General features: G+C 48.7%; 19 protein-coding genes (1 of these 19 only partly in view). 5 read left to right on the top strand and 14 right to left on the bottom strand.

From position 1 onward, the window contains the following. The 10 genes from AB432_RS02115 to AB432_RS02070 all read right to left on the bottom strand — a co-directional run. Positions 1–193, bottom strand: partial view of a 3-hydroxybutyrate dehydrogenase gene (locus AB432_RS02115; RefSeq protein WP_048036092.1) — the start only. Its footprint begins 593 nt before the window's first position; 193 of the gene's 786 nt are visible here — the first part of the coding sequence; its start codon is at positions 191–193; its stop codon lies beyond the left edge, outside the window. A 47-nt stretch (positions 194–240) separates the two neighbouring features. Then, positions 241–1,623: a GntP family permease gene (locus AB432_RS02110; RefSeq protein WP_048036091.1), complete on the bottom strand. Its 1,383-nt coding sequence runs from the start codon at positions 1,621–1,623 to the stop codon at positions 241–243. Between the two features lie 404 nt (positions 1,624–2,027). Then, positions 2,028–3,398 carry a sigma-54 interaction domain-containing protein gene (locus AB432_RS02105; protein ID WP_048036090.1) on the bottom strand — a complete coding sequence of 457 codons (1,371 nt, stop codon included), beginning with the start codon at positions 3,396–3,398 and terminating at the stop codon, positions 2,028–2,030. A 113-nt stretch (positions 3,399–3,511) separates the two neighbouring features. Beyond that, positions 3,512–3,898, bottom strand: coding sequence for an MmcQ/YjbR family DNA-binding protein (locus AB432_RS02100; protein ID WP_048036089.1), 387 nt, complete (start codon positions 3,896–3,898; stop codon positions 3,512–3,514). Positions 3,899–3,929: 31 nt separating this feature from the next. Beyond that, complete coding sequence (locus tag AB432_RS02095; protein WP_048036088.1) at positions 3,930–5,156, bottom strand: MFS transporter; 1,227 nt, start codon at positions 5,154–5,156, stop codon at positions 3,930–3,932. Between the two features lie 277 nt (positions 5,157–5,433). Continuing rightward, complete coding sequence (locus AB432_RS02090) at positions 5,434–6,765, bottom strand: alpha/beta hydrolase-fold protein (RefSeq protein WP_235617593.1); 1,332 nt, start codon at positions 6,763–6,765, stop codon at positions 5,434–5,436. An 18-nt stretch (positions 6,766–6,783) separates the two neighbouring features. Then, positions 6,784–7,803 carry a FecCD family ABC transporter permease gene (locus AB432_RS02085; RefSeq protein WP_048036086.1) on the bottom strand — a complete coding sequence of 340 codons (1,020 nt, stop codon included), beginning with the start codon at positions 7,801–7,803 and terminating at the stop codon, positions 6,784–6,786. Beyond that, on the bottom strand, positions 7,796–8,803 hold the full coding sequence (locus AB432_RS02080; RefSeq protein WP_048036085.1) for a FecCD family ABC transporter permease: 1,008 nt from the start codon (positions 8,801–8,803) through the stop codon (positions 7,796–7,798). The genes AB432_RS02085 and AB432_RS02080 overlap by 8 nt, the downstream gene beginning before the upstream one ends. 19 nt (positions 8,804–8,822) lie before the next feature. Further along, positions 8,823–9,827 carry an ABC transporter substrate-binding protein gene (locus AB432_RS02075; protein WP_048036084.1) on the bottom strand — a complete coding sequence of 335 codons (1,005 nt, stop codon included), beginning with the start codon at positions 9,825–9,827 and terminating at the stop codon, positions 8,823–8,825. Between the two features lie 112 nt (positions 9,828–9,939). Continuing rightward, positions 9,940–11,589 carry an AraC family transcriptional regulator gene (locus tag AB432_RS02070; protein WP_048036083.1) on the bottom strand — a complete coding sequence of 550 codons (1,650 nt, stop codon included), beginning with the start codon at positions 11,587–11,589 and terminating at the stop codon, positions 9,940–9,942. Positions 11,590–11,769: 180 nt separating this feature from the next. On the opposite strand from AB432_RS02070, the gene AB432_RS02065 reads away from it, so the two are divergent. The 4 genes from AB432_RS02065 to AB432_RS02050 all read left to right on the top strand — a co-directional run bounded on the left by AB432_RS02065 (position 11,770) and on the right by AB432_RS02050 (position 16,040). Further along, on the top strand, positions 11,770–12,459 hold the full coding sequence (locus tag AB432_RS02065; protein ID WP_048036082.1) for a response regulator transcription factor: 690 nt from the start codon (positions 11,770–11,772) through the stop codon (positions 12,457–12,459). Then, complete coding sequence (locus AB432_RS02060; protein WP_048036081.1) at positions 12,456–13,862, top strand: sensor histidine kinase; 1,407 nt, start codon at positions 12,456–12,458, stop codon at positions 13,860–13,862. Before AB432_RS02065 ends, AB432_RS02060 begins: the two co-directional genes overlap by 4 nt. An 86-nt stretch (positions 13,863–13,948) precedes the next feature. After that, a complete protein-coding gene (locus AB432_RS02055) occupies positions 13,949–15,016 on the top strand; it encodes a TolB family protein (protein ID WP_048036080.1) in 1,068 nt (355 codons plus the stop codon). 10 nt (positions 15,017–15,026) lie between these two features. Further along, on the top strand, positions 15,027–16,040 hold the full coding sequence (locus AB432_RS02050; RefSeq protein WP_048036079.1) for an ATP-binding protein: 1,014 nt from the start codon (positions 15,027–15,029) through the stop codon (positions 16,038–16,040). A gap of 283 nt (positions 16,041–16,323) precedes the next feature. Here the strand turns inward: AB432_RS02050 and AB432_RS02040 are convergent, their stop codons facing one another. The 3 genes from AB432_RS02040 to AB432_RS02030 form a co-directional block, all read right to left on the bottom strand. Beyond that, on the bottom strand, positions 16,324–16,908 hold the full coding sequence (locus AB432_RS02040; RefSeq protein WP_235617592.1) for a DinB family protein: 585 nt from the start codon (positions 16,906–16,908) through the stop codon (positions 16,324–16,326). Positions 16,909–16,923: 15 nt separating this feature from the next. Beyond that, positions 16,924–17,889, bottom strand: a complete 966-nt coding sequence (locus tag AB432_RS02035) for a helix-turn-helix transcriptional regulator (RefSeq protein WP_048036077.1) — start codon at positions 17,887–17,889, stop codon at positions 16,924–16,926. A 72-nt stretch (positions 17,890–17,961) separates the two neighbouring features. After that, complete coding sequence (locus tag AB432_RS02030; protein WP_048036076.1) at positions 17,962–18,612, bottom strand: polysaccharide deacetylase family protein; 651 nt, start codon at positions 18,610–18,612, stop codon at positions 17,962–17,964. Between the two features lie 325 nt (positions 18,613–18,937). On the opposite strand from AB432_RS02030, the gene AB432_RS31240 reads away from it, so the two are divergent. Next, entirely contained in the window at positions 18,938–20,941 is a 2,004-nt protein-coding gene (locus AB432_RS31240; RefSeq protein ID WP_082196068.1) for an ABC transporter ATP-binding protein, read from the top strand. A gap of 52 nt (positions 20,942–20,993) precedes the next feature. On the opposite strand, the gene AB432_RS02020 is transcribed toward AB432_RS31240, so the two are convergent. After that, positions 20,994–23,225 (bottom strand): heavy metal translocating P-type ATPase, encoded by a 2,232-nt coding sequence (locus tag AB432_RS02020; protein ID WP_048036074.1) that lies wholly within the window; start codon positions 23,223–23,225, stop codon positions 20,994–20,996. Between the last annotated feature and the right edge of the window lie 164 nt (positions 23,226–23,389).

The following is a 23,389-nucleotide window of genomic DNA, read 5'->3' as shown; positions in this document are numbered from 1 at the left end:
CATTACAGCCAAAGCTGATTGCTTCGTGGCCTTCCTTTTGCAATTGGGCTGCTGCTGCTTCCGCTAATTCCCCATTCAAGTCCAGTATGACGACTTTCGCCCCTTCCTCGGCAAACGTCCGGGCAATCTCCAATCCAATTCCGCTCGCTGCCCCTGTTACTATTGCTACCTGCTGCTCCAACAATTTCTCCATACCCTAGTATCTCCTCTCCTGTTCCTCATTTTCTCTGTCTATAAAATTTAGAAAATAGAAACGGCAAATGCCAGAATGAATACGACAGCTGTTTTCAAAACCGTAATCGCGAAAATGTCTTTGTACGATTGACGATGAGTCAAACCAGTAATCGCGAGTAGTGTAATGACCGCTCCGTTGTGCGGCAATGTGTCCATACCACCGGAAGACATCGAGGCAATACGATGCAGCAACTCAGGGCTGATTCCCGCAGCATTCGCCATCTCCAGGTATTGCTTGCCCATAACCTCCAGCGCGATCGACATTCCTCCCGACGCTGAACCTGTCACACCTGCCAGTACGTTTACAGCCAGTGCCTCAGAAACCAATGGATGATCACTGGCTCCCATAATCCAGCCTTGGATGAGCTTGAAGCCTGGCAATGTTTTCACAACGTTTCCGAATCCAACTTCGGAGGCAGTATTGAAGATCGCCAAGAGAGAGCCCATCGCGGCAGCAGTCAAACCACTAGCCAGCTTGTTTTTGACTTGCTTCACATTGATTAAAAGCGCGGCAATAATTCCAAGACAGAGCGAAATAATCAGTGACCAAGAAGATACGACATTTTTCACTTTCTCAATTTTAAACGATTCTTTGAGGATCGCTGGATCGTACCACGTCTCTACTGTCCAAATCCCTCTACTGAACATATAGTTACCCACGAGCACCAACGCCAACGGCAGAATCGCGACCCAGATGTTCATGTAGGATTCATTTTTGATCAACTCCGGCTCATTCGTATGTCCCTCGCCGTAGCCTTCCCCAGCAGCGACAGCTTGCTTGCGTCTGCGCTCCAGCCATAGCATCCCGCCAATGAAAACCATAATGGCGCCAATCGTTCCAACAACAGGTGCAGCATAAGCATCCGTACCAAAATAAGTCGTAGGAATAATGTTTTGAATTTGTGGTGTACCCGGCAAGGCATCCATCGTATACGTAAAAGCCCCGAGCGCAATCGTTCCTGGAATGAGACGCTTCGGAATATTGGCTTCACGGAAAATCGCGGCGGCAAACGGATACACCGCAAACGCCACAACGAACAGGGAAACCCCGCCATACGTCAAAATCGAACATGCCAGAACGACAGCCAAGATCGCACGATTAGAGCCAAGTGCCCTTACAATCGTGTGGGCAATAGACGAGGCAGCACCGCTCAACTCCATGACTTTTCCGAAAATGGCACCCAGTAAGAAAATAGGGAAGAATGATTTCACATAGTTCGCTGCATTCGTCATAAAGGTTTCGGTGTAGCTCGGCAACAAAGAGATCCCGGAAAGGACAACGGCCAGCAGCGTAAAAATAGGGGCAAATACGATAACAGGATAGCCCCGATATGCAAAAAACATCAGGAGACCGAGCGAAATCAAGATGGATAACACTTCGATGATCATATAATTCTCCTTTCAATTTTCTCCTCTCGTTACAGAGGAAATTCTGTGTATTCACTTGAGGAAAACGCTTTCATACTTACTCAATTGCATGGACCATGCCAACTCCAACCGATTCCAGAAAAATCGTTCAACCATACCCGTTCATCGTGTCTGGACTGTTGGTAAGCAGATGATAGCGCTTGCAGTTTTTCCGGATTTCCGGAAATTTCTGTCCGGTTTTATGGAATCTAGCAAAAATCTGCCCACCTTTTCGGGAATTTGCTCACGGAAGGCTACTGGGTTTAAGCAGAATTTCACCTTGCTCTATTCCAGAAAACCGGAATCTACCAAAACGTTGGTCCTGTAGATGAAAAAAGCCGCGAACCTGGCTCAACGCCACATCCCCGACTTATACACGCCTCGTACTACTGATACTTCTCCCACTTTTCGTAAAAGGTGGACTTGCTGATTTGCAGCAGCTTGGCGGCGGTAAGCTTGTTGCCCCCTGCTTGCTGCATCGCTTGGCGAAGTGCTTCCTGCTCAGCCTCTTCCAAGACTTTTTTCAATGGCCGAACAACATGAGTTGGACTCGACAAGGACGCGAGGGCCCCTTCGTCAGATACAGGCAGCCAAACATGCTCCTTTTTCAGGACATCGTCTTCGAGTAGATGAAGGGCTCGTTCCAGCACGTTTTTCAACTCCCTTACATTGCCTGGCCAGGAGTAGCCCCGAAGTACGTTCCACACCTCTTCATCAATGGCCCTGACCACAACGCCAGTGGACTCCCCAAGCTGTTTGAGCAGATTCGAAACCAGCTCTGGCAAATCCTCCAGACGCTCGCGCAACGGAGGGATCGAGAGTGACACGACATTCAACCTGTAATAGAGGTCCGCCCGAAACTTCCCTTCCTTGATGCTTTGAAGCATGTCCGAATTCGTGGAAGCGATCACCCGCACATCGATTGGCGTCGTCCGAACAGCACCTACCCGCTCGACTTCTTTTTCCTGCAAAACACGCAGTAGCTTGGCTTGCAGCGGCAACGGCATGTCCCCGATCTCATCCAACAAAATGGTTCCATGGTTGGCAAGCTCGAACTTTCCTTTTTTTCCGCGGCGAACAGCTCCGGTAAACGCACCTTCTTCATAGCCAAATAGCTCTGATTCCAGCAAAGAATCCGGAATAGCGGCACAATTCACCCGAATGAATGGCCCCATTTTCCGCTTGCTCTCGGCATGAATGGCGTGGGCAAATAGCTCCTTGCCCGTCCCGCTTTCCCCTGTGATGAGCACAGTCGAATCGCTTTTCGCAACTTTCTGAGAAAATTTTTTAAGCTCCTGCAGCTTCTGGCTGTACCCAACGATTTGGTCAAAATGATAGGTAGCCCCCATCCGCCGCCGCAGCTCTTTCTTATAATAGGTCAGCTCATCCTTCAACTGAGCAACCATCGCAGCCAAAGCAGTAAGCTCCTGCACATCCTGGAACAGCACCGTTCCCAGAACCGCAATCACTTTTCCTTCGTCCATGATCGGGATGCGATGCGCAATCATGTTCTGTCCTTTTATTTGCTGAATGTCGGCGATCTCGGCAACACCCTCCTGACCGACAATATGCATCCGCGTGTTTTCGATGACATCCGTCACTGGCTGTCCGATCACGTCCTGTACATTCAGAAATTCCCGATAGCTCCGATTCAATAAGAGTATTTTTCCGTCCTTGTCTGTTACGATCATCGGTTCATGGGCATTTTCAAAAACGACCTCAAGCAATTTGCTCATCTGCTGGAGATTCCAATCCAAAACCGGCTCCCCCTTTGTCTGAATGCTGCTGTGTCAAACGTTCGCTCACTACTCGTTACGCTAAAATTATACAGGAACGATCAGGGGAGGTGTGTTTTTTCATAAAGGCTATGTTATCGAGTCTGCTCTTGTAATTGTTTGACCAATCGCTTGGGCGCCGCGCACATATAGCCTTCCCGTATGTAATCCTCGATTTCACCATAGCTAGTCACGTTTTTGTCCAGGATCGAAACCCAGCCGTGATGTCCGATGTATGGCGTCTTGTAAAAATGCTCCTGCGCAAGCAAAATCTCTTGAGTCGTCTTCAGCACCTTCACAGAAAGGGAGGGGCCTTCAATGCCCCCCTCTCCCAAAATGACAAACGGCTTGTCGTTTACGCGAAACGATGTATGTCCAAAAGCGTCTACCTGCTCCGTTACTTCTGGCAACCGCATCGCCAGCTCGCGAACAGCAGCTACCATCTTCAAACCTACTATAGAAGAAATCTGTTCGTGCACCATTTGGTCCAAGCCTCCCTTTGCTACCAAACGCTTATATACCAGTCTGTTCTGTACTTTGCACCACGTTTCCTTCCCGCATACGATAAAGCGGCAAAATAAAGCTAAGACCAATGATCATCAGGAATGCAGCGATCCCGTATATGACTGCGAGCGGAAGATACAGCTTCAATACCCCCGTAATACTCATCATGACAACCATGGAGCCTGTAAACAGCGGGGTTAGTATTCCATTCACCCGACCAATAAAGGTACTCTCTGTGTTTTTAAGCAGCATCGTGTTGATCCCAATTTGAATGGAGGGCAAGAGCAATCCCGCGATGAACTGGGCAACAAGTGTCAGCCACAGATTCGCAGACATCCCGCAAATCGCTACTGCGACTGCATTTCCAAGAAGCCCCATGACTAATAACTTTTGCGGTGGAATCGTTTTGGCAGCTGCCATCGTCATGGCCCCTCCCGCAATCATCCCCACACCTTGGGCAGTAATTAACCATTGCAAGCTTTCTTTCGGCAATTGCAGTTGTTCGGTCACGAGAAAAATCCCAAGCGGCTGAATCATTCCCAATGAGAAACCCACCGCCAAAAAGCAAAAGCCAAGCATTGACAATACGCGACTGGAGAAGACATAACGAATCCCGCTGACCATCTCCCCAAGCAGTGCCGTTTCTTGCTGACCTTCTTTCTCGACACGATCTGGCGGCAACAAATACAGGACACCGGCCGCAGAGAGGAACGCAACTGCCGTGATGACCATGGCAATCTCCATCCCCCATTGCTGGAACACAAATGTACCGACGATCGGACCAAATACCATGAAGATCGCGAAAATAGTCTGATACGCGGACATTCCTACCTGAAGCTGTTCACCAGGTACATGCAGCTTGAACAGCTTCATTCCGGACGGTTGGGAAAACTGAGAGAGAATGGCTGAAATAAGCGTGGCAAAAAAAATGGCCTTCCACGAGCCGTAAACGAAGGTAAGCAGCACTCCGATAACCGACAGAGCACTGAGCAGCTCACACCAGACCATCGTTTTTCTCGGTTTCCAGCGATCAGCAAACGTACCAGCAAGAAAGGAAAACAGAAAGATTGGCGCATACTCCGCCACAGAAATCATGGAGACAGCGAACGGATCGCCTCCTGTATGATCCATCACATAGAGCAGAATCGCCATGTTGCGCACCCATACTCCGATTTGCAACAGGAATGCTGATAACAAAATAGCCCTGACATAGCGGTTTTTCAAAACATTTGACATAAAAAAGCCTCCTTATCCATTGCGATCTGGACAGGAGGCTACGCATATTATCGTCAAAAAGACATAGAAACCCTTTAGTGAGTCTAAAAAGGATCTACCATCTATTCGCCAATATGCACATACTACCCCTATCCAAAAACGCATCGATTTATCCGATTGGTTTTGTGGAAATAGGAGTTAGCAGATCATTGGCTTAATGGTCACCCTTTCTTGTAGAATGAACCAAGGGTACCACAAAAAGTAATCTTGTGACAAGAAAAATTCACTTGATCTTGTCCTATGCCTTGTCGACAAGTGTGATGCGCTCTGTTGCAGGAATACGCGGCTGAGCGCCAGGAATCGCGGCTGGATAACCGATATGCAGGTTCCCCAGCACTTTTTCTCCTGGTCGAATGCCCATCGCTTCACGGAATTCCTGCTCGTGAATCCATGGGTACGTCTCCCATGTCAAACCAATGCCTTTTTCCCACGCCAGCAAGCTAAAGTTATGAATAACAATGCTGGTCGAAGCGAAATCGTCCTGACGCGTAATCAGGTTCGGACTTTCTTCCATGATGACCGTCATCAGCATCGGGATCGCCATGATTTTATTGTAAAACTTCTCGCCTACTTCTTTCTTTTTCGCAGGATCAATCTCCCGCTTTTCCTTCATGATCCGCACGGCTTCGGCGATTCTTCTCTTACCTTCCCCGTATGTCACGATAAAACGCCACGGCTGTGTCATGTGATAATTCGGCGCCCACACGGCTGTATCCATCAGTTCAGTAACCAACGCAGGGTCTACCTCACGATCTGTAAAGCGATGAATCGAGCGGCGCTCTCTAATCAATTTGGCCAGTTCCATTCCTGTCTCCTCCTTCTCATTCCAGAGCCATTGCAACGCCCCCGGAAATCTGGCGTTTGCACATTCGCTCAAATGATCCGCCCCTTCGTCAATGAACAGGGCGAGCTGATCCGCTGTAAAGCCGCTATCAGCCAATATCTGATGCGCTTCTTTTGTCAGCGGCACCATTTGTTTCTGGATGTTTTGTTTTTTGGCACCTTCCTTACTACCAACATCCATGTAGATGCGCAGCTCGGGATGGTACATTTTCTTTTCCTGCATAAACGGAACCATGCCCTCATACCAATACGATCCCGAAATGCTGCCGATTTTCGTGAAAACATTCGGATATTGGTGCGCTGCGTACATCGAGATCAAGCCACCAAGCGAAAATCCGATGATCCCTGTTTTTTCCGGCCTAGGGTCTGTCCTGTACTTGCTATCGATATATGCCTTACATTCATTGGCGACGTAAGAAAGATACGCATCTCCTTGCCCGCCAAAATCAATGTTCCGCTCAGGCGAGATCGATTTGGAAAACCAAGGTGTATAGTCATCCCTGCGGTTTCCTGGTTGGATGCCGACGAGAATCAGCTCAGGAATTTTTCCCTCTGCAAACTTATCTTCGATTACATCGAGTGCAGTACTAAAAGCAGGATCAAACAAGTCACCGCCATCATGGACATACATGACGGGAAAACGGGATGTACTCTTGTCATAGGATGGCGGCAAATATACGAGCAGTGCTCGGTGATGGCATACGTCTGCAAACAATTGTCCCTTCACAATTTGCACGTCCCCTCTTTATTTTTTTCTTCTACTCAGTAAATAGAAGAAATACGGTACACCGATGATGGAAATGACGATACCCACTGGCAGTTCAATGGGTGTAAACACGGTCTTGGCGATAAAGTCCGCTGCCACGACCATGAGCATCCCGATTGTTCCCGACAAGGGAAGAACATACCTATGCTGGATTCCCGTCAGACGCTTCGCAATATGCGGTGCCATCAAGCCGACGAATCCGATGCCTCCGGAAACTGAGACGCACGCGCTCACGATCCCGATACTCGACAGCAGGAGAATATTGCGCTCCTTTTCCACAGACACACCCAGATTTTTGACGGACTCCTCGCTCAGTTGAAGCAAATCGAGAATATGCACCTTGCGCATCAAAACAGGAATGAGTATGACTAGCCATGGCAGCATCCCTGCAATATGCGTCCAGTTGGCACTCCAAATACTTCCCGAGAGCCATACGGTTGCCATTTCAAAATCGTTGGGATTCATTTTTAACGAGAGATACAGTGACACGGCACCCAATCCGGAGCCAATGGCGATCCCCACGAGAATCAGTCGTTGTGGGTCGAGCGCCCCGTCACGCCAGGCGAATAGATAAATCAGTCCAGCCGCAAGCAATCCGCCTGTCAAACCGAATAAAGGCATGGCCATGATGGAATACCAGCTCGCCTCCATGAATTGTCCACCGAAGAAAAACATAAAGGCAACGATAGCGGCTCCTGCCCCAGCGTTAATGCCCAATATCCCCGGATCAGCCAGCCCGTTACGCGTGATCCCCTGAATGACGGTACCAGCGACCCCCAAGCCAAAGCCGACCAACGCCGCAATAACTATCCGAGGCAGGCGAAAATCGAAAATAACCAAATCGTATTCCGCTACAGGATCAACACGCAATAACGTACGGATGACATCCATCACCGTCATGTCAAATACACCGTTGGTCACGCTGATATAAATCGCCAGCAAAATCAAGGCGATGTTGACGAGAAATAGCAAACGAAATCTACCTTTTTGATTAGGCATGCTTTCCCCCTCCTCTCTTGTAAATCAAATAGAGGAAGAACGGAACGCCAATAAAAGCCGTTACCACACCGATAGGGGTCTCAAACGGACTGTTCATAAATCGGCTGAGAACGTCAGACAGGGCCAGGAAAATGCCGCCCAGCAATCCTGCACACGGAATGATCCATCGATAATCGAGACCTACCAAAAAGCGGGTAATATGCGGAATAATCAGCCCGACAAAAGCGATTTTTCCTGCCAACGCTACAGAAATGCCTGTCAGAATGACGACAGCGGTCGTTGCCAGCACTTTGACCATCACCGTTCTCTGTCCAAGACCGCGAGATACTTCGTCGCCCAAGGACAAGATCGTAATCGATTTGGACAAAAGAAGTGCGAAGACAATACCGACGATGGCAAAAGGAACCGCTAGCTTCACCAATCCAGGCTCCAAGAGATGTAGCCTAGCATTGTACCAGAAGCTGACGTTTTGCGAGACTTGAAAATAAGCAGAAATTGCGGCTGAAATACTGCTCAAAAAGGTGCCCGTAATTGTGCCAATGACCGCCATCCCTACTGGCGTCAAGCCATTCGGCAACAGTCGGGAAAAAGCGAGAACCATCGCGACTGCGAGTGCTGAACCGATTAAGGACATGGTAATCATCGTGACACTCGTAGCGGATGGAATAAACACCATGCACAGCGTAACAGCAAAGACCGAACCGTCAGACACACCCATAATAGAGGGGGACGCGAGGTAATTCCTCGTCATCCCCTGCATCAACGCTCCTGATATCGCTAAAAATGCTCCGATCATGAGTGCGCCCAAAACTCTCGGCAAGCGAGAGTGCATGACAATTTGATGATCGACATTCCCTTCATCAAAGGCAAAGAAAGCTTGATAAATCGTCCCTGCATCAATCGACTTGGCCCCGTAATGAATGGAGAGCAAGATCGTAAGGAGGATCACCACTGGTGAAGCAGCTAGTATGATCATGGAAGTTGCTTTTTTGGATTGCATAGCTTACCCTCGCCCACTTTTACTTGGCAGACAATTTTTCTACAGCCGCCTTCAGGAATTGTGTTTTGCTCCAAGCAGTACCGCCTTGTGCGAGAGGATCAACCACGTTTACGTAAACATTGCCGTTTTTCACAGCATTCACGCTCTTCCAAATCGGGTTGTTCTGCAAATCTTCCAATGCGTTTGGCTTGTCTTTATTCTCGTCTGGAGAGAATTGAATGAACAGGTAGTCCGGGTTGATTTGGCTGAACTTCTCCATGGAGATAATTTCTTGTGCCTTCGCTGCTTTTACTTCATCAGGTGCAGTCAAACCAAGGTCTGCGTACAGAGCTGGATTGAAGAACACCTTCTCTGGATAGATGTTGATATTTCCTTGGCGCAGACGAATCACGAGTACTTTTTTATCCTTCAAGCTCTCGCCCCATTTTGCTTTGGTTGCTTCTGCCTCTGCTTTGTACGCTTGGAGCGCTTTTTCGGCTTCTGCTTGTTTGCCAGTCAACTCACCCAGCAACTGTAGATTCGCTTCCCAGTTGGTCGAAATGTGGGAAACAGGGAAGGTAGGCGCAATTTTGTTCAATTTCTCAGCCATCTCGGGCGGGAATTTACTGCTTCCCAGAATGACATCAGGCTTCAAGGACAGGATGGTTTCCAGGTTCGGTTGGATTTTTTCCCCGATGGATGTGGCTTCGCCCGTAATCGGTGCAAACATCTCCGGGAATTTACCGCCTACAGAAATCGCTCCTACCGGTTTCACGTTCAGTACCAGCGAATCTTCCATGGACTCCATGCTGCCTACAATGGCGATCCGCTCTGTTTTGCTAGGAACGGTGTATTCTTTATCCAAATATTTGATCGTGCGTGTCTCTGCTTTATTAGCTTCATCGGCCGGCTTTTCTGCTGTAGCTGTTGTCGCAGGTGCTGCAGTAGGTGCAGTCGTGTTATTCGCTGCTTCTTTTCCTCCGCCGCACGCTGTCAGAGCCAATGTCAGCGCTGCAATGCTCAAGCCTAGGTATATCTTTTTCATTCTTGAAAGACCCCTCTCAGAAATGTAATGTTTCACTCTAGATTAGTGATAACGATTATCATTCGTGATTATAAAGCATCCACTCATGCCCGACCATGGACGAAATCCAGAATCAACATGGACGATCTCCTGAAAATAATCTCACACTCTCTTCCACGATCCGTTCATGAGCCGTTGCCGAGTATTCTCGCCAAGGGTCCGACATAATGAGATGCGCCCGATTGTTGCGGACTGCTTCGATCTCTTGCCATGGTCCCGATGCTTTCAAAGCTTGGAAGTATGCCAGCGTTTCAGCTTCTTGGCAAACCAACAGCAGCAAGCGATCTGGCGCGAGCGCAGCCACTTCCTGTACGGTCACAAGCTGGTCGTACTCGTTCTGCTCCGAGACAAAAGCAGGTTTGACTTGCAGATCCTGATAAAACACTTCATTCATACTGCGATTGCAGTGGACATAGAGCTGGTTTTTCAAAATCCGCACGATGAGTACCGTTTCATCGCCCAGAACGTGTTGAAGCTGTGCCCTGGCCCTCTTCACCTTTTTCTCATACTCGCAAAGCCAATGATGCGCTTCTACGGACTCGCCCAAAAAGTCTGCCATAAGCTGAAGTTGTTCTTTCCACCCCTGCTCTTCAAAGGGTACATACAAGGTGGGCGCAATCTCGTCCAGATGCTTCTGTTCCTGCAAACTCGTCTCGTCCAAGCCAATGATGACGTCCGGCTTGGCATCGCGAAGCAATTCGATGTTGGCTTTCCAATTCTGATTAATTCGAAACGCGCTTAGATGTACCGGGATATCGTTGCGATAGCTGTGATGATAGTAAGCCGTCCATTTCGGATGCAAGGGTGCCGCGTAAGGAATCATTTTCAAAGCCAGCAAATGCCCGATGATGGTCGAGCCGTACGCCGCAATTTTTCGTTGGCGGCTTTTCATATAGAGAGTGGGTGAAACACCAACCGCTTTCTTGAATTTTCGACTAAAGTAAAACTCGTCGTTGTAGCCGACTTGATGAGCGATATCGCGCAGCTTGGCATGGGACTGCACCATCATCTGCTTCGCCCGGCTGATACGAAGCTCTGCCAAATAATCCATAGCTGAGATGCCATACGTTTTTTTGAACAGATCGACGAAATATTTTGGACTCACATCTGCGATGCGTGCCAGCTGTTCAATCGTCACATTTTCCGAGTAATGCTCTTCCATGTGTGCGCGTGCCCGCTCCAGCGCCATTCCAGAATCCGTGGATGAGAAGTGAGCATGCTTGACGATGTGGTACCATAGCTCTTGAAATGTGTGTTGGCCTCGGAAACGCTCGAGTGCCGTCTCTTGCTTCCAAAGATTCTGGATCAAATCACAATAGACAGGAAGCTGTCCTGCCGATTGAACAGAGATCTCTCCCCGAAAAGGAAACAGATGCTTTTCCCGAAGGGCTTGAAAGCGCCGATGCCTGTCTCTCGTTTCCATAAAGACATCAAAACGAAGCATGTACATCTCCAAATGATCAGCGGAATCAGGGACGATGCCAAACGTAAGCATAGGAGGACATACGTAAATCGCGTCCTGCCGCAATTGGTACTCCTCGTTCTCCAGTCGCAGGCGCCCCCGTCCCCCGGTTACTACCAGCAAAATATGCGAATGAGTGAATTGTTGGCGTAGTCGGTCATGTCCTTGAGCTTTGAGCCATGTAATGTCACGCAGCTTAAAAATGGCTTCTGCCATGGTCTTCTCTGTGAATTGTTGAACCAAGGCCTGTGTTTCGTTCATGTTCTCACCTCTGCCCGATCCTCTATGTAAATATTGATAATAATTCTCATTATCATCAATAGAGAAAGTATAACAAAAGTGACGCTTGCTTCCTATCAGGAATATTTGATCGATTTGAACCGATAACTTGAACGTGGTATGGTACGTACCAATAGAAAGGGACGACGGGAGGGAGTGTCCGTGGAATGCAAGGTTGTCGTCGCGGACGACGAGCAAACAATCGTGAGTGCGATTGCTTATACGCTTGTGCGCGAAGGATTCCAAGTAGAAACAGCAACAGATGGCGAGGAGGCTTTGCGAAAAGTCGAATCGTTTCATCCCCATGTACTCGTACTCGACGTCATGATGCCGAAATTGTCGGGCTATGACGTATGTCGAAAACTCCAAGATCGAAAAGACATCACCATTCTGCTCCTGACTGTAAAAAACGACATCGTCGATAAACTTGTCGGATTGGAATTGGGAGCCGATGACTACATGACCAAACCGTTTGATCTGCGTGAGGTAGTAGCGCGGGTCAAAGCACTGTACAGACGTTTGGAAAAGAACACGGCTATCCAGCAAAAGGATGCGGTAATCGTTGGGGCGCTCCAGCTTCATTTGGAGCAGCGAACCGTTTTCTCCCATCAGCAAGAAATCGTACTAACCCCGAAAGAATTCGATTTGCTCGCTCTTTTGCTGACTCATTTGAAGCGAGTTTTTACGCGGGAAGAATTACTCGACTTGGTTTGGGGGATGGACTACGAGGGAGGAACTCGTACCGTGGATATTCATATCCAGCGTCTACGTGCGAAATTGGGGAGGGAGCATCAGCATTTGCTACAGACCGTTTACGGCTTTGGTTATAAAGCAGTGGGAGAACCATCATGAGACTTCGTCTGAAATGGAAGTTTACTTGGTTTCTCGCCGGTCTCCTGTTATTTACAGTGGCTGTATTGAGCAGCTTGGTTCTGCAAGGCGTTCGCAGCTACCAGCGTGAACAGATGGAAAATACGATGGACGGGCTGGCCCGTACCGCTCAAGTCAGGATCACACAGCAATACGTCACGGGTACGCCAATCCCCTCGCAAACGTTTATGAAAATAGAAGGTCAAAAACTGGCCATTGAGCTATCCGCAACGAGCCATCATCGCGTCATTTTGTACGACATGGGCGGTACTGCAGTCGGGGATTCTTTGCCGATGGCTGCCAGACCAGATGTACAAAGTCCTCTCACCTACGCCTTGCAAAACAAAATCGCTTATGTAATCGTGGGGGACACGCTGCAATACCTCTCCCCCCTCTCAGGTCCTGACGGGCAAATCGGCGTGATTCATTTTGAGTCGTCCCTTAAAGACCAGCACAGCTTCGACCGAGAATTAGTCCTGCTGTTTTTGTACGTTGGACTGGCAGTGCTTGGCTTCGGCCTGTTATTTGGCTTGCTCTACATGAATCGTCATGCTTCTGCAATCAGTCAATTGAAGCGTGCGGCTGAACACATTCAGATGGGCCGTTATTTAGAAGCACCACCATTGACTCGCCTTGATGAGCTGGGAGATTTGAGCCATGGCATTTACGATATGAGTAAAGCCATTCAGGCAAACATTCATACCCAAAAGCAATTTTTCGATAATGTCAGTCATGAATTCAAAACGCCGCTTACCGCGATCAAGGCAAACGCCGACCTGCTGCAAATGTACGGAGATGATCCCGCTATGACGCACCAGGCTGGCACAGCCATTGCCGGTGAGGCCTCCCGATTGCATGCACTCGTGGAAAAAGCACTACAGCTATCCGCTATGGGGACCTATGCATTTGAGCATCGCCCTGAGCAGGTGCCACTGCATGAAATGCTGGAGGAGCTCTGTCTGCGCCTGCTGGGCAAAGCTGAAAAATCAGGGATTACGATTCACCGCGAGCTCGCCCCTGCTACGATTTGGGCAGATCCCAACAGCCTCCGTCATATTTTCCTCAATCTGATAGACAATGCGATCAAATACAATACGCAAGGCGGCTCTGTCACCGTGTGCACCCACGCTATGCACCAGCAGGTCGACGTCTTGATTCAAGACACAGGCGTTGGTATATCAGAAGAGGAACGAAAGCGCATTTTCGATCCGTTTTACACGATTCATCCCGATCGTGCTCGTCAAACAGGTGGAACTGGTCTCGGCTTGTCCCTCGTTAAACAATTTGTCGAGAGAGAGCATGGCAAAATTCGCGTAGAGAATGGTCCCAATGGACAAGGCACGACATTTATTGTCACTTTCGAAGCTCTTCGTTTACAAGTTTGAAACATGTCGAAATTTTGGTGAGATTATCTCCTCGTAAGATAGACAAACGGCACGAATGAACATATAGAAAGGAGGCACAAGCACTAATGCAAGAAAGACGGCTACCGAGGCATTTCATGATCCTTTTCGTAACAGCGTTGCTATTCTTGCTGACAGGATGTCGCTACAAGGCTGACGACATCACGATCATCGATCCCCCCACTACTGAGCAAGCCGCTTCTCTTGCATTGGAGCGAGTGGATCGACTGGATGGTGTTTACGCGCTTGGCTGGCTTTCGGAAACTGAGCTTCTGTACCGAACTGACTCAGAGACGGATGATGAATTGCACATACGTAATCTGCAAAATGGTTCAAGCAAGCCAATCGGTATAAAGGCAAAGGACACAGCCCAGCTCTCCCACGATCGTACACATGTGCTGCTAGCTGATCGCATCCATGCAGCGGTGGGTGATCTTACAACAGGTAGCACCCTGCCCTTGCAAATCGGTGAGGCCGACTTGTCTGGAATGATGGCTGATGCCAAAGGCTCCTGGGCCGATAACGGTACGTATGTCATGCCGATCGTGAAGCGATACGAATACGGAGTGGTGTTCATCGATCGGGGCGGCAGGGTCACCCCTTATACTTTGCCCACTACCAATCAACCTGTCGAAAAAGTCGCCAAGCATGGTGATCGTCTGTACTACCTGGATGCCAACAAACAACTGAAAATGACCGTTTGGGGCAGTCATGAGGAGAAGCTCCTGCACAGCAAGGTGATTGACTTTTCACTTTCCCCGGACGGTACGAGACTCGCGTTTGCATGGGAGACTGCGGTAGATGAGATCAGCTTGTCCATCACTGATTCCTTGGGCAGTAAGCCCGACCAGCCCATTATCAAAGGACGCCTATTGCAGCAGCTATCCTGGTCGCCCGATGGACAGCGGCTCGCTCTTTCGATTTTCAGCCTGTCCCAAGGTATGACAGGTCTCTACGTCATGGATGCCACAACCGGATTCATGCTCCCATTGTCTACTCATGCGAATCTGAACAGCGAAATCGTCTGGAGTCCGTCAGGTCAGCGGCTGTTCGTAAGCGATGGAGATCGCTGGACGCAAGACGCTCAAGTATCTACGATGATTTATCAACTGAAACCATTCAACATAACGGAGTGAAAATGAAGATATGAAACGATATGTTCTACCTTTTGTCTCTAGCCTCGTCGCGATTACTTTTGTAACAGGGTGCACCTCTGCCTCTGATAAACTGACGGTAAAAGACCCTGCCCCACCTGCGACTGAAAACACAGGTCAGTCTCCCGCTGATGCGACAAAAGGCGAAAAGCCTGCCGATGATTTGCTCAAGCAGTTCACCGTACTAGCTGCGCAAGCCAAGGAAGCGAATGAGCTAACTGCCTTTTTGGATCAGCATCTGGCGAAAACGGACACGAAAACTGCCGATCAATTATTTTTTGAACTTGATCAGTACTACGAAAAACATCTGCCTACGATAAACGATAACTTCAAGGCGCTCCTCGCCCAGCCGGGAAATGCGGATAAGCTGTACGCCCTGCAATACCCCTATGATTTCAACAAGCTAGAAGGCGATGACGGCTTCAAGCAATGGCTCCTCAATCAAACAGAGGGCGGACTCGTCTTACAGGCAACGAACGACATGTCCTTCTACTGGCAAGTGGATTACAAAGCACTGCAAAAATATGCTGCTTCGCTCGGTGAGGAAGGGAAGGACTACTTGTCCATTCAAGAAACAGAAACGGGCAAACCTTATTTGGGTGACGGCGGTTTGCAAATCACGCGGGCCGAGCTCGGACCCAGAATGGTTGAAGTCGAAGAGTATTTGGTCAACTACCGCAGTAGCCCACGTGCAGTACAGCTTCGTACGCTCTATATCGACTATCTCAAAACATACTTGTCTGATTACCGTTATGATGCCATTGACGAAGCAACAATGAAGCTGCTCCCAGCCGTCAAGGAAGAGTATCAGAACTTTGCCAAGAAATATGAGGCTACGAAAACAGGACGGATCGTCAAGGATTACTTGAGCGAGGTCGCTAAAAATAATGACGTGATCTTTGAACCCGGCAAGTCTGGTGAAAGCATCCTTGGAGAACGAAAGCCGAACCTTAGTCAGTTCTTGAATGGGCTCGAGGTGCGGATTGCTCGGACGATGAATCCTTAAAAAACATGCAGTTTGCGTGGCTGTAGTGGAGGAGAGGGAACAGGAGAAAACGACTCAGCTTCTAGGGCCACCCACTGGGGGATTGACTGGCCGACTCCATGCAAAAAGCGAAACCGCGTCCAAAGTGGTCCAATCTGGAAATATCTCAGAGGTGGACGCTTAAGGGCGTGTTTCGCTTTTTACATTACGTCTCGGTCGGTGTCCCTAAGATCTTCGCTGTTTTCTCCTGTTCCCTCTACAAGCTGCTTGTTTTTTCGGTAGTTGATAAAAGATGAAAAAACCTTTACTGTTCTACCGCAGAAGTCTCGAACAAATAAAAAATGTAATCGGAGGAAGCTCCCGCGTGACCCATTTGTCTGAGCATGGCGGAGATATTGCCTCGATGATAGGTTCCGTGGTTGGCGATGTGCTGGACGATGTCGGCGTAACGAGCGTGAACCGTGCCCAATGCCGGGTGCGTATAAGGCGAGGTGTCATCCATCGAGATTTGCCCGAAGAAATCTCTGAACTGTTGGGCTGATTCGGCAAACAGTTTTCGCAGCTCGTGTACGTTTTTCCCTTTTAATTCCTGCAAGAGAACCCCTACTTTTTGTCCTACCTCTTCGTAGCTCTCCCCCTTCATGGCCAACAACCAAACATAATCCGTCTTGAGCATGTGAGCCAGCGTCTGGGTGATGGTCGGAAACACACTCGGGACCTCCTGCTCACTTACTCCCTCTGGTACCTCCTGCAACCGCTCGAATACCTTTTCGTTTGCCCATACATGATATTCGTACAAACGCAATGCTTCATGCTTCATAATCAATCTGCCCCCATTCCCTTTTTCCATCTCTTCTTTGCTTTCAATATAAATCAACTCTACTGACAAAAATGGTCAGTGAATTCAAGTCGACTGATAAAAATGAAATAAATCGGCAGCGATGGCAGCCAAACGCTCTTTTACAAAGGCTGGCTCTTCCACTTGAATGGATTTTCCGTATGGCAAAAGATAATGAGGAAGGATCGAATGGGCCATTTGCTCATCTACTTGAAAGATCACCTGTGCCTCGCTGCGCTCGATCACAGTATGTCCGAGATACCAATGCCTGCACAAATCAGGGAGTGACTGTGGTCTTCCTTTGACTTTGATCAAAATGGTGTTGCCCTGCTTGTCTGCTTCCGGCAGTAAATTCGAGAGAAAAAAATGGCGCGCAGAAAATTCAGGAGGGCGTTGAAAGCTGGCTTCTGTACGTTCGATCTCATAGACACGATCTGCACGAAAGCTGCGAATGGTATTACGGAGATGGCAATAGGCAACGATATACCAGTTCCCCTTCCAATAAACGAGTCCGTATGGATCGATATGACGCCTCTGTCTCGTTGTCTGGTAGGCTTTCTGATACTCCATCGAAAGGGTGTACCCATTGGCAACAGACAGCTCCAGCTCCTGTAGGGTAGATTCCAGAGAAGGATCAACAGGAGGCTGGATCACCTCGAAGCCGATACTATGTCGGTCAATCGCGTCACGCTGCTCTTCATTTGTGTAACGTTTTAGCTTGGAAATGGCCCTGTGCAAATCTGCTCCGAAGGGATACCCCGCCTCTTGGGCAAAAGCCGCTGCATGAATCAGGGCTTTTTGCTCGTTGAGATCGAAAAATAACGGAGCTTCATTGAAATGCTGAAGTAAACTATAGCCACCATTGTGTCCGGCATCGGAAATGATGGGTACACCGCTCGCACACAGTGAATCAATATAGCGATAAACAGTGCGAATATTGATCTCGAGAATCTCTGCCAACTGCTTGGCTGTCATTCGTTTACCGGTCTTCAACAGCCACAAAATGGAGAGCATATTATCGGCTTTGGACATTTTCTGATTCGCTCCCCTGAAAGAAATCTTCTTATTCTACTAATTACCACAGATTCCAATCCATTTCCTCCTCTATCTGCCCCTTCTCCTTTTCTCGACAGGATCGGTTCTTTCCCGATAAGCTGCCAGTTGAAACAAGGCGGAAATGGTTGAGAAGGTATATGTCTGCTCACTTAACACCTCAATGACATAGGGCAAGGCGTCCATACTTCCCTTTAGCGTGTCTTTCGTACCGCCAGCGGAATGTTGAAGCACGACTGCACCTGGGCGGACATGTCCCAAGATGTTTCTCGCGACCTGTGGACCGGTGAGACCTTTCCAATCCCAGCTCTCTAAATCCCACATAATGATTTCGTAGTCACTCGCTACAAGTAGCTGGATGACTTCCTCATTTACTGCTCCATATGGTGGCCGAACCATTCGAGGTCTCACACCTACTACCTTTTCGATCTGATCTGAGGTACGTTCTACCTGCTCATGAACAGCCAAAAGCGGTATTTTCGTAAAGTCAGGGTGATCCCAACTATGGTTTCCTACCATGTGTCCTTCCTTTACGATCCGCTCCAGTATTTTCGGGTTATACTTCACCATTTGTCCCACACAGAAAAAAGTTGCCTTTACCTGATAATGGGCTAATATTTCTAACACACGAGGCGTCCACAACTGATCCGGCCCATCATCAAAAGTGAGCGCGATTTCCTTTGACTGATTGAGCTTGTTCACAAGCGTTGCCCTCCTTATCAGCCAGTATTCTGTTGCATTGATGCATAGTATGACTGGGCTATCATTTGGTAACGCTAAAAAAACCCCTATCGTGGGCTTTTGGCAAAATTCAGGAAAAGATCTGTATGGATATGCAACGTATAAAAAATTTTTTTAACAACGGTTTATGAATATAGTATAATGATGATAATGATTTTCATTTTCGTAAAAATTTATACTAGTGCGTATTCAAAGAGTCGACTTTTGGACTACCTCTAGTTAGAGAGATTGTTGGATATACATGGAGGGTTAATCACGACAAAGCATGCTCGAAAGGGAGGATTATATGGGAAAAGTTTTAGAAGTAAAAGATTTGCATGTGTCATTCGATACGTATGCAGGTGAAGTCAAAGCAGTACGAGGCGTCTCCTTCGATCTGGAAAAAGGAGAAACGCTGGCGATTGTTGGTGAATCTGGTTCCGGTAAATCCGTCACCTCACAAGCACTTATGCGCCTCATTCCGTCTCCTCCTGGACGCATTCCAAAAGGACAAGTTCTCTTTGAAGGAAGAGATTTGGTTACGCTTTCCGAAAAAGAAATGCAGGATGTCCGCGGTCGCGATATCTCGATGATTTTCCAAGACCCGATGACTTCCTTGAATCCGACGATGACTATCGGGAACCAAATCATGGAGAGCTTCATCAAGCACCAAAAGCTGAACCGTGCTGACGCGCGCAGCCGTGCTATTGAACTGTTGGAAATGGTAGGGATTCCATTTGCCAAAGAACGTGTCGATCAATACCCGCACCAGTTTTCCGGTGGGATGCGCCAACGGATCGTCATTGCCATCGCACTGGCCTGCAATCCAAAAATTATCATCGCTGATGAGCCGACAACTGCTCTGGACGTATCGATTCAGGCGCAAATTTTGGAGTTGCTGAAAGAACTGCAAAAGAAAATGGGTACCTCGATCATCTTTATTACGCATGACCTCGGTGTCGTTGCTAACATGGCAGACCGTGTAGCAGTTATGTATGCAGGTAAAATTGTGGAAATCGGTAAAGTCGATGAAATTTTCTACGATCCTAAGCACCCGTATACATGGGGTCTATTGGGTTCCATGCCTAGCCTCGATGCCAGCGATGAAGAGCTGATGTCCATTCCTGGATCGCCGCCTGATATGTTCAAGCCACCTGTGGGTGATGCTTTCGCGGCTCGTAACCCATATGCGTTGAAGGTCGATCTGGAATATGAACCACCGATGTTCAAAATCTCCGATACTCACTATGCGGCAACATGGCTCCTGCATGAAATGGCACCTGACATCAAACCGCCTGCTTCGGCTGTGAGACGAAAAGTCAATTCTGATGATGCGACTGACGCTCCAGTAAGCACCAAAAAAACCTTCAACTACGAGAACCGTGAGAAGCTGGTTGAAGTCAAAGATTTGAAACAGCATTTTGACCTCGGAAATGGTCATACGCTGAAAGCTGTAGATGGTATCACCTTTGACATCTACAAAGGGGAGATCTTCGGTCTTGTGGGTGAATCCGGTTGCGGTAAATCCACTACAGGAAGAACCATCCTTCGCCTATATGATGCAACTGGCGGAGAGGTCTTGTTCAATGGACAAAGTGTACACGGAAAGAAAACACTTGAAGAAAAGAAATGGCTCAACCGCAAAATCCAGATGATTTTCCAAGACCCGTACTCATCATTGAACCCACGTCTAACTGTATCCGACATTATTGCGGAAGGTCTGGACATTCATCGTCTGGCAACCAAGGAAGCACGCATCGCCAAGGTACACGAGCTGCTGGAAACCGTTGGTCTTAACCGCGAGCACGCAAACCGTTACCCGCATGAGTTCAGCGGCGGACAGCGCCAACGGATCGGGATTGCACGGGCATTGGCTGTTGATCCGGAATTCATCATTGCCGATGAACCGATCTCTGCTCTCGACGTGTCCATTCAGGCCCAGGTCATTAACCTGCTCAAACGCCTGCAAAAAGAAAAAGGCCTGACTTATCTGTTCATCGCCCATGACCTGTCCATGGTTAAATACATCAGTGACCGCATTGGTGTTATGTACCGCGGACGTATTGTGGAGCTGGCAGAAAGTAATCGCCTATACGAGAATCCGATTCATCCGTACACCAAATCGTTGCTCTCGGCAATTCCATTGCCAGACCCTGATTATGAGCGCAACCGTAAGCGCATCGTTTTCGATGATCAGGAATATTTGCAAGATCAAGGAGAAGAACGCATCTTGCGTGAAATTGAGCGGGGTCACTTTGTCGCTTGCACCCAAAAAGAATTCGAAAGATACGGCGGCGGCGTCTTGGTGTAAACCTGATACAGAAAAAAGGGAGAGAGCTTCGACAGCTCATCTCCCTTTTTATTTAGTCCTTCATTCGCAAGAGTCTCATGCTGTTTAAGATGACCAGCAATGCGGCTCCTGTGTCACTGAGTACCGCCAGCCACAAGGTTAGATAGCCTGGGAAGATCAACACGAGTGCGACCAGCTTCACGATGATCGAAAACCAGATGTTTTGCTTGATAATCGCGAGTGCTTTTCTGCTGACCTTCATCGTGTGCGGCAGCTTTTCGAGATTGTCAGCCATCAGTACGATATCAGCGGTTTCCATTGCCGTATCGGTGCCAGCTCCACCCATGGCAATCCCCAAGTCAGCTGATGCGAGAGCAGGCGCATCGTTGATCCCGTCACCCACCATGGCGACGACCTTGCCTTCTTGCTGTAGTCGCTTGACCGCTTCTACCTTATCTTGTGGCAGCAGCTCTGCAAAATAACGGCTCACACCAGTCTGACTCGCGACCTTTTTCGCCGTACCTGCATTGTCACCTGTCAGCATCACGATGTCTTCGATACCTGCGGCCTTGAGCTTGCCAATCGCACTAACCGTAATCTCACGAATGGTATCGGCAACGGCAATCATCCCGATCAATTTCGTTGCGGTACCGATAACCACCAGTGTATGTCCTTCACTTTGTAATGACTCGATTTTCGTTTGCCATGCCGACAGATCGACTCCCAGCTCTTGAAACAGAGCGGGCTTCCCTGCATAAAATGTTTCGGTTCCAATGACAGCACTCGCCCCTTTTCCGACGATCGCCTTGAAATCTTGCCCACTCTGGGAAGCAACCTGCTTTTGTTTCGCATAGGTGAGGATCGCTTGTGCAATCGGATGGGAAGAACGCTCTTCAATCGTTCTGGCGATCGACAATACTTCGTCTTCGCTTCCCTCCATCTCGATAACCGCTGCAACCTGTGGCTTCCCTTCCGTCAATGTGCCCGTTTTATCGAAGGCAATGGCAGTGATCGCTCCTGCCTTTTCCAAAAACGTACCGCCCTTGATCAGGACGCCGTTTCTCGCTGCGTTTCCAATCGCGGATACAATCGCAACTGGCGTGGAAATAACCAATGCGCACGGGCAAGCAATAACCAGCAGCTCAAGCCCTCTGTAGAACCATTCTCCCCAGGTACCGAGCCCGAGTAATGGCGGGAATACAATCACGAGCAAAGCAAGCACGAGCACGATGGGCGTGTAGATCGCGGCGAATTTGTCGACGAATGCCTGAGTAGGCGCTTTTTTCTCCTGCGCTTCCTCCACGAGATGAATGATTCTGGCAATCGCTGTATCCTCCACCAGCTTTGTTACTTCAATCTCCACCGCGCCGCTTTCGTTGACACTCCCTGCAAAAACACTGTCGCCGACCAGCTTATCTACGGGAATCGATTCACCTGTAATCGGGGCCTGATTGACGCTCGATGTCCCGTGTACAATCACACCATCCAGTGGGATTTTCTCTCCCGGCTTCACTACGATGACTTGGCCGACAGCAATGTCCTCAACTGACTTGCGGGTAAGAGACTCTCCCACCTTGACCCATGCCTCAGGCGGAGCCAAATCCATCAGATTGCGTATGGAGTCGCGCGTTTTTTCAATCGACTTGGTTTGCAGCAGGTTTCCAATGGAAAAAAGCCAGACAACCGTCGCGCCCTCCAGCCACTCACCGATTAATGCTGCTCCTACAGCCGCTACAGACATCAATACGTTCATATCCAGTGAACCACTTTTCATCGCGTAAAAAGCACTGCGCGCAGGCCGGTAGCCGCCACTTATGATCGACAACGCATAGAGAACAGTAACGACCAGCGGAGATATGCTAGGCGATAAGGAACCTAAAAAACCGAGAGCCAACAGCACACCGGAAATCGTTGTCAGTGCCGTCCCTGCTTGATCCGTTTTCGGTACGGCTTTGGCCGTGCGCCTCGTAAGCAGCATGGCGCTGTATCCAGCCTTGGCGACTTCCTTGACCACCGCATCTTCTCCCAGCCCATCCGCGACGAGCTGCATTTTACCCGTGGAAAAGTTCACGTTTACCTCTTTTACGGCAGGCAACGTCTGCATATGCTTTTCCAGCGATTTAGCGCACGAACTGCAATCCATACCTGTAACGCGATAGACAACAGCTTGTGAAGAAAGAATGCCTGCGCTTTCTGTTGCCGCAGCCGCAGGCTCGAGAACCGTGAGAATTTTACCAGCATGCTTATGCTCACTTCCGCATTGATGCCCACTGCAACACTCATCTTTTTTTCGTTCTTCTGCCATCTGTTCTCACCTTTTCCAAGCATCTATTTTGCCCTGCTTCGAATGAAATCAATCCACAAACATTCAAACAAATATTTAATTATTATATTATCTTATCCTTCAGGTTCGTTCAAGAATTGATTTGAATATTTCGTCCATTTTTTTACAGATCGAGAATAAAGAAA

The organism is Brevibacillus brevis, from assembly GCF_001039275.2.
GTDB lineage: Bacteria > Bacillota > Bacilli > Brevibacillales > Brevibacillaceae > Brevibacillus > Brevibacillus brevis_C.
This window is presented reverse-complemented; position numbering and strand designations above follow the sequence as displayed.